Source organism: Methanolobus chelungpuianus (assembly GCF_024500045.1).
Classification (GTDB): domain Archaea; phylum Halobacteriota; class Methanosarcinia; order Methanosarcinales; family Methanosarcinaceae; genus Methanolobus; species Methanolobus chelungpuianus.
Genome location: NZ_JTEO01000005.1, coordinates 235,029 through 250,484, shown reverse-complemented (window position 1 = coordinate 250,484; position 15,456 = coordinate 235,029). Strand labels below are relative to the sequence as shown.

Genomic DNA, 15,456 nt, shown 5'->3' with positions numbered 1-15,456 from the left:
GGCCTGTCATGACATAAGCACCAGAATGCACATCGTTAAAATAAAAAGGGCTTACATCCTTCCGGGAAGTAGTATTCCCAGCAGACAGAAGAAGCCGGTAAAAATATACATGGCATATGTTGCCTGTCTCTCAGTGACCCTGTAGTAGTAAGGCAAAACCCATTTAAGTGTAAGAGGATTGGGAACTTCCAGTGTGCCATCCTCGCGAGTCTTGCCGAACTTTGCCACAGGGAACTTCATTACCCTCCAGTATACGTAAAGCAGGAAGTTGATAGTGTGTGGTATTAGCATTATGAATCCACTTATCACAAAGCCTTGTATGATAATGAATGCACCAATAGCAGCGCCTGTTGTCAATGAACCTACATTGCCCCAGAATATCTTGGAGGGGTACCTGTCATATAGGAAAAAGGCCAGTGTAGCGCCTGCTATGCATACCAGGGCAAAGATGTTCTCGATATCCCCTACAATTACGGACCTTATAGTAAGAGAGATGAGCACTATGGTGGAAAGACCCGAAGCCAGTCCGTTGAAACCCGAGTGCATATTGACCAGGTTGGAAGCCACAAGGACGAAGGTAGGCACCACGAACTGCAGGTAGAGGATACCTGTCTCGAAGTTACCCACTGTGGGGAAAGTAAAGGCAGTCGTGGTCGCATACTGGATAAGCGGGTAGGAACAATAATACATAAGCAGCAGTTTTGTCACCCTGCCGATATCTACCATATCATCCAGTATTCCGAAAAGCCCGAATAGCGACACAACTATCAGGGCAACATAATTGGTTGTGGAGAACTTGAAAAAGAGCGTTGCCAGGGAAAAGCACACCATCGCCACAAGCAGTATAGCTATGCCGCCTCTTTCAGGGACCATGGTTATCTTCAGTTTGTAATAGTCTCTCGCAAGGATCCCTTTTTCGGTCAATTTCGTGATGAAATAGGGCATCGATATATATGTAAAAGTAAAAGGCATCAGGAAGCAACAGGCCAGAATAACGGCATGGATCACAGAAAGGAAACTTGTATTCAGCATAATATAACACTCTTTTTAAGAAATTTTTTAAGTGTGCGTGCAAGCAGTTTGATAATCGTAGCATCTATATCGTATATAGGCTTTATGCTATTCTCGCTAACTTTGCTGCTGATAATTCTTTAAAAATCATCATTATGATGACGTCTTTACAATGTGCATATCTTTATATACAAGGTGAAAGCATAAAGCAGTTGAATAGGATAAATGGGTTATTGTCTATTCAAAGATAGTGTGCAGCTATGGATGCTGCGTAGGTAAAATCAATATTGGTGGTCAACGTGAAATTAGTGGAAACGAAATGTGCAACATGTGGTAGTCCTATATACATTTATGAAGACTTTGTACGTGAGAAGATGTATTGTACTCTTCATTGCATGATGTCCGCAGGTGAAAGCCTCGGCAGGGAGAGAATGGAAGTGCTTGCAGGCTGACCGGATGCAGCCTTACATAAGTTGCTTTTGATCTGTCTCTTATTCTTATCTTCTTTTTATTTTATAAACCTGCATTAAGATTTTATAATTCTTCCCGTATTAATCTTTATGGAAAAAATTCTGATCACTGGCGGTCTTGGACAGATAGGAGGTTATCTTGTGGACAGGTTACACGCCGGTTCACAAGTGACCGTGCTTGATAACATGTCCTCGGGAAGCAGTTATGCCGTTCCTGAAGGTGTGCGCTTTGTAAAGGATGATATTTCTTCCCCGCAGGCCCGGGAACTGGCTGCCAGCCACGATGTGGTCATCCACACGGCAGCCCAGATAAGCGTTGTAAGATCCATGCAGGAGCCCGTGTTCGATGCGCAGAACAACATATTCGGCACCCTTAACCTGCTGGAAGGTGCACGCATCGGCAATGTTCGTAAGTTCATCTACATGAGTTCCGCAGCGGTCTATGGCAACCCCCGGTACCTGCCCATAGATGAGGCACATCCCCAGGAACCCCTTTCACCCTACGGGGCAAGCAAGCTGTGCGGTGAGAAGTACTGCAGCATGTATTCCAGGGCCTACGGCCTCCCGACGGTCTCCATACGCCCCTTCAATATCTACAGTCCCCGCCAGGATCCTTCCAACCCGTATTCCGGCGTTATCTCCAAGTTCATATCCAGGGTCAGCCAGGGCCTGCCTCCGGTAATCTTCGGTGACGGTTCACAGACAAGGGACTTTGTATCTGCACATGACGTTGTTGATATGATCGTTCTGCTCATGGATAAGGACATCTGCGGAGGGGAAGTGTTCAATGTGGGCACAGGCACAAAGACCAGTATCTCCGAACTTGCCTGCATGGTGCTGGACGCTTTCCGTTCGGATGCAGGTATAGAGTACAGGGACCCTGTGCAGGGAGATATAAGGCACAGCTACTCCGATATATCCGGGGCAAGGAAAGCGGGCTATGCCCCGAAGGTCTGTTTGCAGGAGGGACTCCTGGAAGTAATAGAGGCGCAAGGCAAGAGGCTTGAATGAGCTCCTCCGGGGAACAATATAGGCAAAGCAAGGAATGTTCCGGATAATTATTTCAACTTTAAGCCTATCATATAAGTGATTCTATGCCAAGTCTATCAGAGAATAAAGTTGTGGCTCAGCTGGTCCTTTGGTCGCTCCACCTGGCAAGGGGCTCCCTAGGTGCGGTCAGCAGGGTCCTGAGATATGATTACTGGAAGAACAGGAAATACCTGTTCCTCACAATTACCATCGCCTATGCGGCCATGATATTCTACCTCTCATCAAGGTCTGATATAGCAGTGCCTACACATCTGTTCAAGATACCGATAATGTACGCAATCAAGGATTTCCTGGAGGACGCAGGCATCTATTTTGTCACCGATCTCGTGAAATTTGCCTATGCTCACAAGGACAAGGTCGCCCACATGTTCCTTTACTTCGGGCTGGGTGTCTTCCTGCACATGACCTTCAGTAGCTCTGATAACTCGGTAATGAGGAGATATGCGGCTCCCTTTGCGTTCATAGTAGGCATACTGTACGGCATAAGCGATGAGATCCACCAGTCCTACGTGCCGGGACGTACAAGCAGTGTTGCAGACCTGTTTGCCAACGGTCTCGGACTCATGCTGGCCCAAGTGATCCTCCTCGGGCTTATACTATGGGGCCTCCATGAGAGGAAAAAAAGAAAGCACCAGGATTAGGTGCTTATAGTTACTGCTTTTTTATAGGGTGCTGGTTCTTGTCCCCGCGGCCAATGCCCTTGTAGACAAAACCTGCATCAATGAACATGTCCGGGTTAATGACGTTCCTTCCGTCGATTATGACAGGATTGTCCCTGCCTGTCAGCTCCCTGATGCTCTCCGGACTTAGGCCGAAATACTCCTTATGGCCCGTAAAGATGACGACCGCGTCAGCTCCCTTAAGCACCTTCCCGATATCCTTGTGTATCTCCACATCAGGATACTGGAGCACATGGGGATCATGCACCATGACATCTGCCCCTGCCTCGATGGCCATATCCCTGTAAGGCTCGGATGGCGGGTTGCGTGCGTCGTCCGAGTCGTTGATGAAAGCCCAGCCAAGCATGGCTATCTTCGAGCCCTCTATCTTCCCGTTCACCCTGCCAAGGGCTGCCCCGGTAAGGTTGAACATGTGGACCGGCATGAAGTCATTGACCCTTCTTGCAAGCACGTAAATGGACTCGGCGTCTGCAGGATAATCCAGCTGTTCTGTGCCGAGCTTCACACCGCGCTCCAGGTGGTAGGTATCCTTGGTCAGGCAGTGTCCGCCCACGCCTGCACCCGGCCAGAGGATGGCCCTGGTGATGCCCTCGCCCTTGAGGCTGTCAATGCCGGCCCTTACGTCATATACATTGATCCCCATGGCCTCGCAGTATAAAGCAAGCTGGTTGGCTGCTGCGATCTGCAGGTCCCTGAAGGTATTCTCGGCTGTCTTTGTTACCTCTGCTGCGGTGGCTGTCATGGATATGACCTTTCCCTTTGTCAGCACCGGGGTGTAGAGCTCCACAGCCCTCTGCGTACTCGGGCCGTCGATTCCGCCCACGATGCGGTCGTGCTCCTGGATATTACGCAGCAGCCTGCCCACCATCACCCTTTCGGGGGCATGGGCCAGTGCGAAGTCCTCGCCAGCCACGAGGCCGGACTCCTGTTCCAGTATCTCGCGGGCCATGGTATCGGTCGTTCTAGGCGTGATTGTGGACTCAAGCACCACAAGCATGCCAGGCTGCAGGTATTTTCCCACATTGCGTATGCCGTCCTTCAGGGCCCCGAAATCAGGCTCAAGGGCCTTCGAGTCCGCAAAGGGCGTCTGGATGGCAAGCGTCACGGCATCCAGTTCAGCTATCTTTGAGAAATCCGATGTACACTCGAACTTCCCTGCCTTCACGACCTTTGCCAGCAGCTCCTCCAGTCCCGGTTCCTCGCCCTTAAGAGGGCTCTCCCCGCGGTTGAGCATGTTTATCTTGTAACCCGATGAAGAGGAAGCCCGCTGGAACCCCAGTACATGGTCAAACTTGTCAGAATCGGCGAACAGTGCCGCTGCAGGAATACCCACATATCCCATACCAATGACCCCTATCTTTTTTATGGGGCCTCTCTCCCTTAAAATACTCTCAAGTTTATTGCTATTGTTCATGGTACCACTTGGTCTGTCAATTTGATAATTGTTGATTTTCATTCGATGATCGTTGTCCGTAAGTAATGCGCTCCGGTCTTATATCTGGATCAGCTGCCTGTCCTTATAGGATCGGATGGCCGCCAGTCCCACATGGAGGGCATGCATCCCGTCCTCGCCTGCAGGATATGGCTGCTTGCAGTCCCGTATGCACCGGACGAAATGTTCAAGCTCGTTCTTCAGAGGCTCTTTCTGCTCTATCTTAGCCTTGCGCACCCAGCCGCTGTCATGCAGTTCCACGGTCTGGTCCACGTAGTCCAGGTAGGCGACACCCTTCACGCCCACGGCCGTGAGCTTTCTCACCTTGTGAGGGGTGAGCCAGTTCACTTCCACCAGCCCTGAGAACTCGTTGTCAAAGCGCATGTGGATTGTCGCATGGTCCTCCTGGGAATGTATGTCGGCGCCGGCCACCGCATACACCTGGTTGGCCCGCCTGTTGTAAAGGTAGGATATCACATCGATATCATGCACCCCTATGTCAAGGATGACTCCCACATCCCTTATCCTGGGATTATAGGGCCCGACCCTGGTTGTGGAGATGGACACTATCTTGCCGAGCAGTCCTGAATCGATGATCTCCTTGAGCCTGATGACCGCAGGATTGAAGCGCTCGATATGGCCCACCATGACAAAGCGCTTTTGCTCCTTTGCTGCATCGATGATGGCCTCGGCATTCTCCACACTGTCTGCAATGGGCTTTTCCACCAGGACATTAGCGCCTGCCTCAATAGCATCGATAGCCACCTGCCGGTGCATCCTTGTGGGCACAACGATGCTCACCGCATCCAGGCCCTTTGCAAGGAGTTGCCTGTAGTCGGTGAACGCCTCGGTCCCGTACTGTTTTGCAAGCCCCTGCACAAGGTCCTGGTCTATGTCGGAAATACCCACAAGCTCCACATCCGGCATCTCGCTGTAGATGCGTATATGGTTCTTTCCCATGGCTCCGGCGCCAATGACCCCTGCTCTTATCACCTGTTACCACTCCATTCTTTTATTGCGTTTATAATAAGGTCAAGGTCTTCCTCTGCAAGCTGGGGGTGTACCGGCAGGGAGAGGACTTCCCTGCTGGCCTTCTCCGAGATGGGCATGCTGTCGGTGTAGCCCAGTTCCTGGTAGTAGGGCTGCCTGTGTATGGGAATAGGGTAATGTATCCCTGTGCCTATGCCCCTGCTGTTGAGGTATGCTGCAAGGTCGTCTCTCTTCTCGGTGCGTATGGTGTACTGGTGGAATACATGGCTGCATCCCTCCTTTATGGCCGGGCACACGATGTTCCCGGCATCCTTCAGTCCCTTTGTGAGCTTCTCTGCATTCTGCTGCCTTTTTGCTGTATAGCCGTCCAGCTTATCCAGCTGCACAAGGCCGATGGCTGCGCAGATATCGGTCATGCGCAGGTTGAAACCCAGCATCTCATGCAGGTAACGCTGTGCTGAGCCGTGCGCCCGTATCATGCGGGCCTTCTCGGCCACTTCCCTGCTATCGGTCGTGAGCATGCCGCCCTCGCTGGTGGTCATGTTCTTGGTGGGATAGAAGCTGAACGCTCCCGTTCCGAAGGAGCCGACCTTCTTCCCCCTGAAGGTGGCGCCATGGGACTGGCATGCATCCTCGATGAGCAGTAAACGCTTATCCTCTGCAAGGTCTCTCATGGCATCCATATCGGCCGGATGGCCGTACAGGTGCACGGGCATGATGGCCTTTGTCCTGGGAGTTATCTTTTCAGCCACAAGGTCCGGGTCCAGGCTGAAGGCCTCAGGTTCGATATCTGCAAACACCGGCGTTGCGCCTGTGAACAGCACGGAGTTCGCTGTGGCTACAAAACTGAAGGGGCTTGTTATCACTTCATCCCCTTTTCCAATCCCGTGGGCCAGCAGGGCAGCATGCAGGGCGGCTGTCCCTGAGTTCACTGCAACAGCATGATCGACACCGTTGTATTCTGCGAAGGCCTGTTCGAAATCTGCTACGCGCTGGCCCTGGGCTATCATCCCCGAGCGCAGCACCTCACTGACGGCCTCTATCTCGGCTTCATCAATTTGCGGCTTTGCTACAAGTATCATGGTATCACTGAAGATTTATATGGAAATTAATTAATGGATCATATCTTGTTCAGGCTCTGCAGTTTTTCAGGCAGGTCTGCTATCCTTGCAGGGCAACCCAGGGCAAGTTTCCAGGGGGGCACATCCTTTGTGACAAGCGCCCCGGCGGCCACCATGGCCCCTTCTCCTATCTCGACTCCCGGGACCAGGGTAGAGTTAGCACCTATGGAAGCGCCTTTCCTTATGACAGGTCCTTCCGGATGGTATTCTCCCCTTATGGGATACTTATCATTGGCCAGCACTGCACAGGGGCCGATGAACACGTTGTCTTCTATGGTCACATGGGTCGGGATATAAGCATTTCCCTGGATACTGACATTGTTACCGATGCTCACGTTGCCGTCGATTATCACGTTGGTTCCCACGAGCACATTGTCCCCGATGACCGTCCTTTCCCTGATCATGGCATTATGGCCCGTCCTCAACCTGCTGCCGGCCTTCACATTGCTGAAAATGGTCGTCCCCGCCCTGATGAACGAGCTGCTGCCTATCTCGCAGCCAGGGAAGTCAAGTTCCTCTATCTGCTTACCCTGTTCAGTGATCCCGAGCAGGATGTCATGTTGCGGATATCCCAGGATCACGTTCTCCATTACCGTACTATTCTCCCCTACGGTCGTGGACCCGTAAATCCTTACAGATGTATGGATGTAACTATTTTTAATATTGTGCATGTGCCCACACTCTCTTGGGTATATGTCTCATTTACCATATAAAGATATTTCAGTTACAGTACTTTGTTACATTTAAGTCTAAGTTTATTCTGTCCCTGCTTCCTTGCAGGATATCAGGCCCAGATCCTTTAACAGGAACCGGTGGTCGGCATACATGGTATTAGGATAATCATTTATAAAATAGCACTACTGTTTGAACAGAACGCCATCTCAGTTTTCTCTCAAACATGAAAGAAGCTGTCAGGAGAAACTCTTATGGTAAAGATGCCGGCAGGTGTCTGTCAGGACCTTCCTTCAGTTCGCTTTCGAGGTGTCTGATCTCTGTCTGCATCTCTTCAAGCAGTCCGGGTATTATCTGCCCGTTGCTTTCCAATGCCTCTTCTATCTCCCCGGCCAGCTCTCCAAGGATATTGAAACCAACATTCAGTGCAGATCCCTTTATCCTGTGCACATCCCGCCTTAACTGTTCCAGGTCGTTTCCGGCTAATGAGCATCTGATATTTTCAAGGTGCTGTGCAAAAGAACTCAGTGCCATACCTACAAGCCTGTTAAGCAATTCCTCATCACCGTTCACATTATCCAGCAACCTGTCCCTGTCAAAACGGACACGGTCTGATATTTGATGTGAAGGCCCCGTGTCCCTGCCAGGTTTTGATCCCGGAAGCCATTTGCACATGAGGGACCTGATGGTTGCCGCCACCACGGGTTTGGTAGTATAGTCGTCCATACCTGCTTCCAGGCAGCGCTCCTTTTCCCCTTTCACAGTTCCTGCCGTAAGCGCTATTATAGGTACGCGCCTGTCATTTCCGCCGGTATCTGCCTCTATCTTCCGGATGGCCCTGGAAGCATCGTATCCGCTTAGCTCAGGCATCTGGATATCCATGAATATCATATCCGGTCCCGTATCCTTAAAGGCCCGGACAGCCTGCCGCCCGTCAGTCGCTTTTATCAGCCTGGCCCGCGGGAGCAGGCCCGAGATGATCGTGGATGCGAGAGCCATATTGATCACATTGTCCTCCGCTATCAGAATGCTACACTCCTGATACCGTTTCCCCGCTTCGTGTCCCTTTTCCTCCTCACAGGCTGCTTCGGCATATCCTCTCTCTGCAGAACAGAGTCGGGTGATTGCTCCCATGAGCTGGCTGATCCCGGCCGGCTTGCTGATAACTGCCCCGATACCCAGGGCTTTGCATCTCTCATGTACCAGCGAGCCATCCGGGGAATTGTGCAGGAGGATGACAGGACAGGATTCCGCAGGGATGCCCAGTTCATTGCGTATCATACCGGCCAGTTCAAGTCCGTCCATAGACGGCATGCTGTGGTCTGTTACAATAAGATCGTAGCTGTTCCTGTCGCCGATCATCCCCAGTGCCTCCTCGCCGCAGGATGCCGTATCGGTCCTGATGCCTGCTGCAGAGAGCATGCCATGTAATATGGAGCGATTACTGCTGTTGTCGTCAACGATAAGAGCTCTGCGGACATCTGCGGGATCTTCTTCCATGGCCATCCTTCCTGTCTCTGCAGGGAAGGTGACGGTGAAATGGAATGTGCTCCCTTTTCCGGGCTCGCTTTCAAATTCAAGCCTTGAGCCCATCTTCTCGATCAGTCGGTTGGAGATGGTCAGGCCAAGCCCTGTCCCGCCGTACCTGCGTGTGATGGAGCCATCCGCCTGCGAGAAGGAACTGAATATCCTGGAATGGCTTTCCCTTGCAATACCTATCCCTGTGTCCCTTACTGAGAATATTATACCGGCCGTATCCATGAAAGTTCGGGATGACGATTCGACCTTAAGCTCCACCTCTCCTTTTTCCGTGAACTTGACCGCATTGCCCAGCAGGTTGATAAGCACCTGCTTAAGCCTTAACCTGTCAGCTGCAACATAGCGCGGCAGTTGCGGGGAGATGTCCAGCAGCAGCTCGAGTCCCTTCTCATGCGCCTTATGTTTCACGATGTCTGTTATCTGCTCGCACATTTCTACAAGGTCCGTCCTCTCAGGATCGAGCTCCAGCTTGCCTGCCTCTATCTTGGACAGGTCCAGCACGTCGTTTATCAGGTCAAGCAGTGAGGTCGCTGAAGTGTAGACCGCCTGCATATACTGCATTTGAGGCTCCTTCAGGTCGGTCTGCATGAGCAGGTCGGTGAACCCGATTATACCGTTAAGGGGGGTGCGCATCTCATGGCTCATATTGGCAAGGAACTCCGACTTGGCCCGGCTGGCTGCGGTAGCTTCCTCTTCGGCCTTTTTCTGGGCGGTGATATCAGTGATCACGACCAGGAGGATCTTCTGGGCAAGGCTGTCAATTATCTCGGCAGAGAAAAGCCCGTAAACGATCTCTCCCCTACCTGTGATTGTAATGGTTTCCCTGTTTTGCACTCTGCCTGCGCTTCTCAGTTCTTCACCGATCTCCATCATTGTTTCCCTGTCGGCGAACTGCATTGAATGAGCAGCCTGCAGTGACCATATATTCTCACCTGCGATCTTTTCCTTATCCAGTCCCATCCTCTGCAGGAATGCTTTGTTCACATCGATAAAAGTAAAGTCGGGATAACTCATCAGGGCCATGAATGCCGGATTGCTGTCAAAGAGCTTCTGGAACTTTGTCAGGGCTTCCTGCTGCTGCGAGAGGTCCCTGGACATGGAGAATATACAGTCCTCACCATTCCATTTGCCACACCACAGGCGGGTCTCCACCGGTATTAAAGTTCCGTTCCGGTGCTGGAGCGGCAGGACGCATGTGTCCGTATCACCTTCCAATGCGACTTCAACGGCTTCCATGGCTTCCTTCTGTCCGCTGTGCGGATAGATCCCGAGGCTGCCGAGGGTGCTGATCTCTTCAAAAGTGTATCCGAGTTTGTTGCTGAGTGCGGGGTTTGCATACAATACCTTTCCATCATATGTTCCGACTATTATGATGTTGTCAAGGGTCGCGAAAAGGGTCCTGAAGTTCTCCTCGCTGGACTTGAGCTCGCCTTCTATTTCCTTGCGCTCGCCAATGGGTATGTGCGTCCCGTACATGCGGAGCGGCCTGCCGTCCCTGTCATATTCGGATATTCTCCCGTTGGCCTGCACCCACACCCACTCGCCGTTCCTGTGCCTCATGCGGTATTCTGCTACGTAGAACTCTTTGTTTGATGCTATGATGTCATAGAGTTGCCTGTAAACCGAAGGCCGGTCATCCGGATGTGTAAGCATGGACCAGACTTCCAGGTTGAGCTGCCCGAAGTCAGCAGGAGTGTATCCTGTTATCTTTTCCCAGCTGCCCAGCCCCTCAAGGCTGATAACGCCGGTCCTCAGGTCCAGCTCCCATATTCCGGCGCGTGTGGCCTCCAGGGCCATATCCAGCGTCTCCGTCCTCTTGCGTATCTGCTCCCGGGCCATCCTGCTCTCGGTGATGTCGCGGACCACGGCAAGCACCCTGTCCTTGCCCCCGATCTCTGTCCTCTTGCGCGAGACCTCTACCCAGAAAAGCTCCCCGTTCTCTTTCTTTGCCAGCCATTCAAAGATAAAGGGCTCATTGTCACTCCCCTCCGTATCCATTTCCGGGCTCATCTCACTTATGTAGGGGAAAGTTCCGGCACTCATATCGGCTATGGTACTGGAAAGGATCTTTTCCTTGCCGGTGTAGCCGTACATCTTCAGCATGGCGTCGTTCAAATCGATTATCTTCCCGGTGGCGGCATCATGGATAAAGATCGCCTCGCCGGTGGAATTGAATATTTCCCGGTAGTTCTTCTCTCTTTCAAGCAGTGCTTCCTGGGTGCGCATGCGGTCGGAGACATCCCTGCACGTGCAGAAAACCAGCTGCTGCCCCTCACGGGTAACTTCGTTGGAGCTTATTTCCACATCTATCAGTGTCCCATCCTTGCGCATGTGACGTGTGGCGAAATGATCCTCCTGTTGATGGGGATTCCGTATCATGTGCAGCAACTGTTCAGGCTCCCACTGCCTGTCCCAGTCCCATACATACAGGTCAAGAAGCTCTTCCGGAGTGTAGCCGAGTATTGTGGCAAACTTGTCATTGGCTTCATAGACCTTCCCATCCATGTCCAGTATAACTATCCCGTCGCGGGACCTCTCTATAAGAAGCTGCCTCCATGCGGCCTCTTCTGCAAGTTTCCTCTCGGTAAGCTTGCGTTCGGTGATATCCTGCCCGATGCCGTATAAGCGCGTTCCTTCCTTGGTCTCTACAGGGACTACATTCAAAAGCAGTATCTTCTCCTTTCCATTGACCTCATACACTGTTTCAAGCGTCTTTGGCTGCAGGAAGGGTGCATGTTCTTCAGCCTGTTTCTCACGCAGATGCGGAGGGTCGTAATCTCCTACTTTTCTCTTTTTCAGTGACCCAATTTCGGTTTCCAGGAATTCCAGGGCTGCCTTGTTGGCATCGATATAATTACCTTCCGCGTCTGTAATGAGCACCGGGCTGAGCGCGGCCTCGAACAGGGTGCGGTACTTGCTCTCGCTCTCCTCGAGGGTTGCATGTGCGAGTTTGCTTTCGGTGATGTCCTGTATGGTGCCGATGACCTTGTTCGTTTGAGGGTTGTACTCCGCAACCGAATGGACGTGGCGGATCGCACCGTCGCTCTGTCTTATTACCTGGAACTGCACGTCATAAGGCTGTTCCCCTCTTATCAGGCCCGTCATGGCCTGGTCAAGGACCTGCCGGTATTGGGGCAGTGAAGCCTTCTGTGTCTCGGTAATAGTGAAAGGCCTGTTCTCTGCCCCGTATATCTTAAGGGCTTCTTCGGATGCGTATATCAGGCCTGTGGTGAGGTCAAACTCCCAGCTGCCCATATGAGCTAACCTCTGGGCAGTGTTAAGCAGCATCTCTCTTTTGCGCAGCTCTTCCTCTGCTTTTTTGCGGCTTATGAGAAGTCCTGCCTGTCGCGCAAATATCTCCACAAGCTCTTCATCCTCCAGTGTTTTGCCGGAAGGCATCAGGATAATGAAATAGCCCATGGTGGTATTATCTTTCCCTACCCCGGCAACCACAGTTTCCCCTACACCGAACCTCTTTTGCAGCAATCTTATGGTCCCGCAGGGAACAATGCCATCGGTCAGCTCATTCAGCTCCCTGAAGCGGATGATGCTGTTGCTCCGGATCCTCTCTTCAACGCGGCTGTCAATATCCCGCCTGCTCCCTTTAAGTTCCATGCCCAGTACGGAGCTGGCCTCTTCGATATGTGCAGGTGGGCCTGAAATGGCCACTGTGGTAAAGCATCCTCCATTTCCTTCATAAAGAATAAAGGCTGCATATTTTGCTCCGGATATTTCCACAAGGGCATCTACCGTTGCCTGGTATCCACTATCAGTGGCCGAACTCTGGAAAAGTGCCTCTGAGGATCTAACCAGTCTTTTTAGTTTCCTGTTCTCTTCCGTTCTGTCTGTCATGTCCTTCGCCGCAGAAGAGCTGAATGTTCCCGTATTGGTCATTGTGGATAAGAATTTAGCAGAATCTTTAATATAAGCATTTATTTATATTTATATATAAGCCTATTGTGCTGCTATTATTACTAAAAACCTGTTTGAACTATATCGGTCCAGATACTATCTGTTATGGATCGCTTGCAGGAGTTGGCTTTGCCATTGCCTGAAAGCCCGGAGTGACACCAGACTTATATAAGTTAAATTTATATATTAACTGCATGCCCTACCCGGTATTCCACCTGATGTTCTTCGTGTTCTGCATTTCCCTCGCAGGGGTATTTGCAGTGTTCGGCTCTTCCTTTAAGAGGGAAATGAGCCTGAAGGACACCAGGCATATAGGATTTCTGCTAATCGTGGGAAGCATAGGCTCCCTTTTCCCGGACGTGCCTGCAGTATGGAACTATTTACTCTACGGCACCCTCAGTCACACAAGGATAGGTCCGCTGCCGACGCACTCGCTGCTTTTCGGGGTCGTGGCTTTTGTCCTTGCAGTATCGTCCGGGTACCTTATCTACAGGAACATATCGAGAGCCTGCTCGATTGGCGTGTTCGCAGAGGCGGCTTTCCTTTCGCACCTGCTCCTGGATGATGTTGCCGACGGTGGCCTGACCTACCTCTATCCCCTATACAACGAGCCTCTGAGCATTTTCATATTCATGAACGTAAGCCTGTCGGGTGTGGACTTCTTTTACTATAACTTCGCATGCTTCGTGTCAGTTTTCTTCATATTCTGCGTGATGCTCATGGCACTCCTGGCCCTCAGGGACCTGGGGTTCGGGTTCAGGTACGAGCCTATGGAATAAGTGCCGGCTTTTAAATTCCGAAGATGCGTCTGCCTATCTCACTGTTCCGTTAGCCGGAGTCCTGCTCAGCAGGAGAAATAGGCATTGAGCACATATTCCTGCATCATCCTGTGGGTATTGAAGAAGGAACCGTTGATGGCTATGGAGTAGCGCATGACGTCGATAAAACGCTCCCGGTCCTGGTAGTAAAGAGGAAGGACCGTCCTTTCCAGCTTGTCGTACAGGGATGCAGCATCACGGGAATGGTTGCGGTCCTGCGGGTTCTCCGGAAGGCCGTTCCCGATGGCCCAGCCTGTGAGCCCTTCTATGTGTCCCTCTATCCACCAGCCGTCCAGTACGCTCAGGTTCGGGACTCCGTTAAGGGAGGCTTTCATTCCGCTGGTACCGGAGGCTTCCATGGGTGGCTCGGGTGTGTTCAGCCAGATGTCCACTCCGGCAGTTATCATGGCCCCAAGTTTCATGCTGTAGTCCTCCAGGTACACTATCTTTATATCAGCAGCCAGCACATCTTTTGCCCGGAATATCCTCTGGATGAGCTCTTTTCCTCCCTGGTCCCTGGGGTGCGCCTTGCCCGCATAGATCACCTGGAACCTGCCGGCCCCTGATGCAATGCCTTTCAGGCGCTCAAGGTCCTGGAACAGCAGGTCCCCTCTCTTATAGGTGGCAGCCCTCCTGGCAAAACCAATTGTGAGGACGTTCTCATCAAGCACTGTGCCGGTCTGCTCCCTTACAAAGTCAAGGAGTTTTCGCTTGGCCTGCATGTGTGCATCCCATACTTCCGTCTTGGGGATATTGAGTGCATAGCGAAGGCTGAAATTGTCCTTCTGCCACATGGGAATGTACTTGTCATAGAGTTGCCTGAAAGGCTCCGATATCCATGTGGCCGCGTGTACCCCGTTTGTGATGGAGTTGATCGAATATCCTGTGAAGAGCTGCCTTGAGGCCTCTCCGTGTCTTTTTGCCACGCCGTTGACATAGCGGCTCAGGTTCAGGGCCAGGCGTGTCATGTTAAGTGTGTGGCCGTCGTGGAGCACTCCCTCCAGGTTGAAGAAATCGTCCCGCTGTCCGATGATCATCCTGGCCATTTCCATTGGGAACTTGTCATGTCCGGCAGGTACTATGGTGTGGGTTGTGAACACACACTTTCCCTGCACAGCCTTACGGTCTTCTTCCATCAGCCGCTCCCTGCCTGCGCTTTTTGCCTCCTCGTCAAGCAGCTCCATGGTAAGTAATGCAGCATGCCCTTCGTTCATGTGGAAACTGCGGACGTCCGTATAGCCAAGCTGCCTGAGCATCCGGATACCCCCGACCCCGAGAAGCAGCTCCTGGCATAGCCTGTAATAATCATCGCCCCCATATAGGTAGTCCGTGAGTGTGCGGTCCCATTCCGAGTTCTCCGGGAGGTCTGCATCCAGGAAAATGACAGGTACGCTAAAACCGGTGATGCCCCTTACCTCATATTTCCAGGCCCGCAGGTGTACGGTCCGGTCATGAACGGTTACCTTTACCCGGGGTCCCATCTCCTGCATGAACTCTTCCACAGCCCACGGTGCAGGTTCTTCATGCTGCCACCCGTCCTCACCCAGCCGCTGGTGGAAGTATCCCTTGCGGTAGAGCAGTGTGACGGCGATCATGGGTACCTTGAGGTCGGCAGCCGAGCGTATGGTGTCACCTGCAAGTATCCCCAGGCCGCCGCTGTAAGTGTGTATCTTTTCGTCGATGCCTATCTCCATGGAAAAATAGGCAACAGAGCGTCTTTCAATGAGAAGTTCCTGCATTTGCATCTCCTGGCCGTGCTGT

At 51.9% G+C, this 15,456-nt stretch carries 11 protein-coding genes; 4 read left to right on the top strand and 7 right to left on the bottom strand.

From position 1 onward, the window contains the following. Positions 1-51 precede the first annotated feature (51 nt). Entirely contained in the window at positions 52-924 is an 873-nt protein-coding gene (locus tag PV02_RS10225; RefSeq protein WP_256623312.1) for an MraY family glycosyltransferase, read from the bottom strand. A 386-nt stretch (positions 925-1,310) separates the two neighbouring features. Between PV02_RS10225 and PV02_RS10220 the strand changes: the two genes are divergently transcribed. From PV02_RS10220 to PV02_RS10210, 3 genes are all read left to right on the top strand, one after another. Further along, entirely contained in the window at positions 1,311-1,463 is a 153-nt protein-coding gene (locus tag PV02_RS10220) for a hypothetical protein (RefSeq protein WP_256623311.1), read from the top strand. A 108-nt stretch (positions 1,464-1,571) separates the two neighbouring features. Further along, on the top strand, positions 1,572-2,492 hold the full coding sequence (locus PV02_RS10215) for an NAD-dependent epimerase/dehydratase family protein (RefSeq protein ID WP_256623310.1): 921 nt from the start codon (positions 1,572-1,574) through the stop codon (positions 2,490-2,492). Positions 2,493-2,575: 83 nt separating this feature from the next. Next, the gene (locus PV02_RS10210; RefSeq protein ID WP_256623309.1) at positions 2,576-3,172 is read left to right on the top strand and encodes a VanZ family protein; all 597 of its coding nucleotides are present in this window, start codon (positions 2,576-2,578) and stop codon (positions 3,170-3,172) included. Between the two features lie 10 nt (positions 3,173-3,182). Here the strand turns inward: PV02_RS10210 and PV02_RS10205 are convergent, their stop codons facing one another. The 5 genes from PV02_RS10205 to PV02_RS10185 all read right to left on the bottom strand — a co-directional run bounded on the left by PV02_RS10205 (position 3,183) and on the right by PV02_RS10185 (position 12,817). Beyond that, positions 3,183-4,625, bottom strand: a complete 1,443-nt coding sequence (locus tag PV02_RS10205) for a nucleotide sugar dehydrogenase (protein WP_256623308.1) — start codon at positions 4,623-4,625, stop codon at positions 3,183-3,185. Positions 4,626-4,703: 78 nt separating this feature from the next. Next, complete coding sequence (locus PV02_RS10200) at positions 4,704-5,636, bottom strand: UDP-N-acetylglucosamine 3-dehydrogenase (protein WP_256623307.1); 933 nt, start codon at positions 5,634-5,636, stop codon at positions 4,704-4,706. Beyond that, a complete protein-coding gene (locus PV02_RS10195; RefSeq protein WP_256623306.1) occupies positions 5,633-6,715 on the bottom strand; it encodes a DegT/DnrJ/EryC1/StrS family aminotransferase in 1,083 nt (360 codons plus the stop codon). The genes PV02_RS10200 and PV02_RS10195 overlap by 4 nt, the downstream gene beginning before the upstream one ends. A gap of 38 nt (positions 6,716-6,753) precedes the next feature. Continuing rightward, the gene (locus PV02_RS10190; protein WP_256623305.1) at positions 6,754-7,425 is read right to left on the bottom strand and encodes an acyltransferase; all 672 of its coding nucleotides are present in this window, start codon (positions 7,423-7,425) and stop codon (positions 6,754-6,756) included. 253 nt (positions 7,426-7,678) lie between these two features. Beyond that, the gene (locus tag PV02_RS10185; RefSeq protein WP_256623304.1) at positions 7,679-12,817 is read right to left on the bottom strand and encodes a PAS domain S-box protein; all 5,139 of its coding nucleotides are present in this window, start codon (positions 12,815-12,817) and stop codon (positions 7,679-7,681) included. Between the two features lie 254 nt (positions 12,818-13,071). Here PV02_RS10185 and PV02_RS10180 point away from each other — a divergent pair, with 254 nt between their 5' ends. Beyond that, a complete protein-coding gene (locus PV02_RS10180; RefSeq protein ID WP_256623303.1) occupies positions 13,072-13,656 on the top strand; it encodes a metal-dependent hydrolase in 585 nt (194 codons plus the stop codon). 65 nt (positions 13,657-13,721) lie between these two features. Here PV02_RS10180 and glgP read toward each other — a convergent pair whose 3' ends face one another. Next, positions 13,722-15,434, bottom strand: coding sequence for an alpha-glucan family phosphorylase (gene glgP / locus PV02_RS10175; protein WP_256623302.1), 1,713 nt, complete (start codon positions 15,432-15,434; stop codon positions 13,722-13,724). Between the last annotated feature and the right edge of the window lie 22 nt (positions 15,435-15,456).

What these genes read in the sequence shown, in the direction of transcription:
- PV02_RS10215 (WP_256623310.1), top strand. Translation starts at nt 1,572, where the DNA reads ATGGAAAAAATTCTGATCACTGGCGGTCTTGGACAGATAGGAGGTTAT.
- PV02_RS10210 (WP_256623309.1), top strand. Translation starts at nt 2,576, where the DNA reads ATGCCAAGTCTATCAGAGAATAAAGTTGTGGCTCAGCTGGTCCTTTGG.
- PV02_RS10205 (WP_256623308.1), bottom strand. Translation starts at nt 4,625, where the DNA reads ATGAACAATAGCAATAAACTTGAGAGTATTTTAAGGGAGAGAGGCCCC.
- PV02_RS10195 (WP_256623306.1), bottom strand. Translation starts at nt 6,715, where the DNA reads ATGATACTTGTAGCAAAGCCGCAAATTGATGAAGCCGAGATAGAGGCC.
- PV02_RS10190 (WP_256623305.1), bottom strand. Translation starts at nt 7,425, where the DNA reads ATGCACAATATTAAAAATAGTTACATCCATACATCTGTAAGGATTTAC.
- PV02_RS10185 (WP_256623304.1), bottom strand. Translation starts at nt 12,817, where the DNA reads ATGACAGACAGAACGGAAGAGAACAGGAAACTAAAAAGACTGGTTAGA.
- PV02_RS10180 (WP_256623303.1), top strand. Translation starts at nt 13,072, where the DNA reads ATGCCCTACCCGGTATTCCACCTGATGTTCTTCGTGTTCTGCATTTCC.
- glgP (WP_256623302.1), bottom strand. Translation starts at nt 15,434, where the DNA reads ATGCAGGAACTTCTCATTGAAAGACGCTCTGTTGCCTATTTTTCCATG.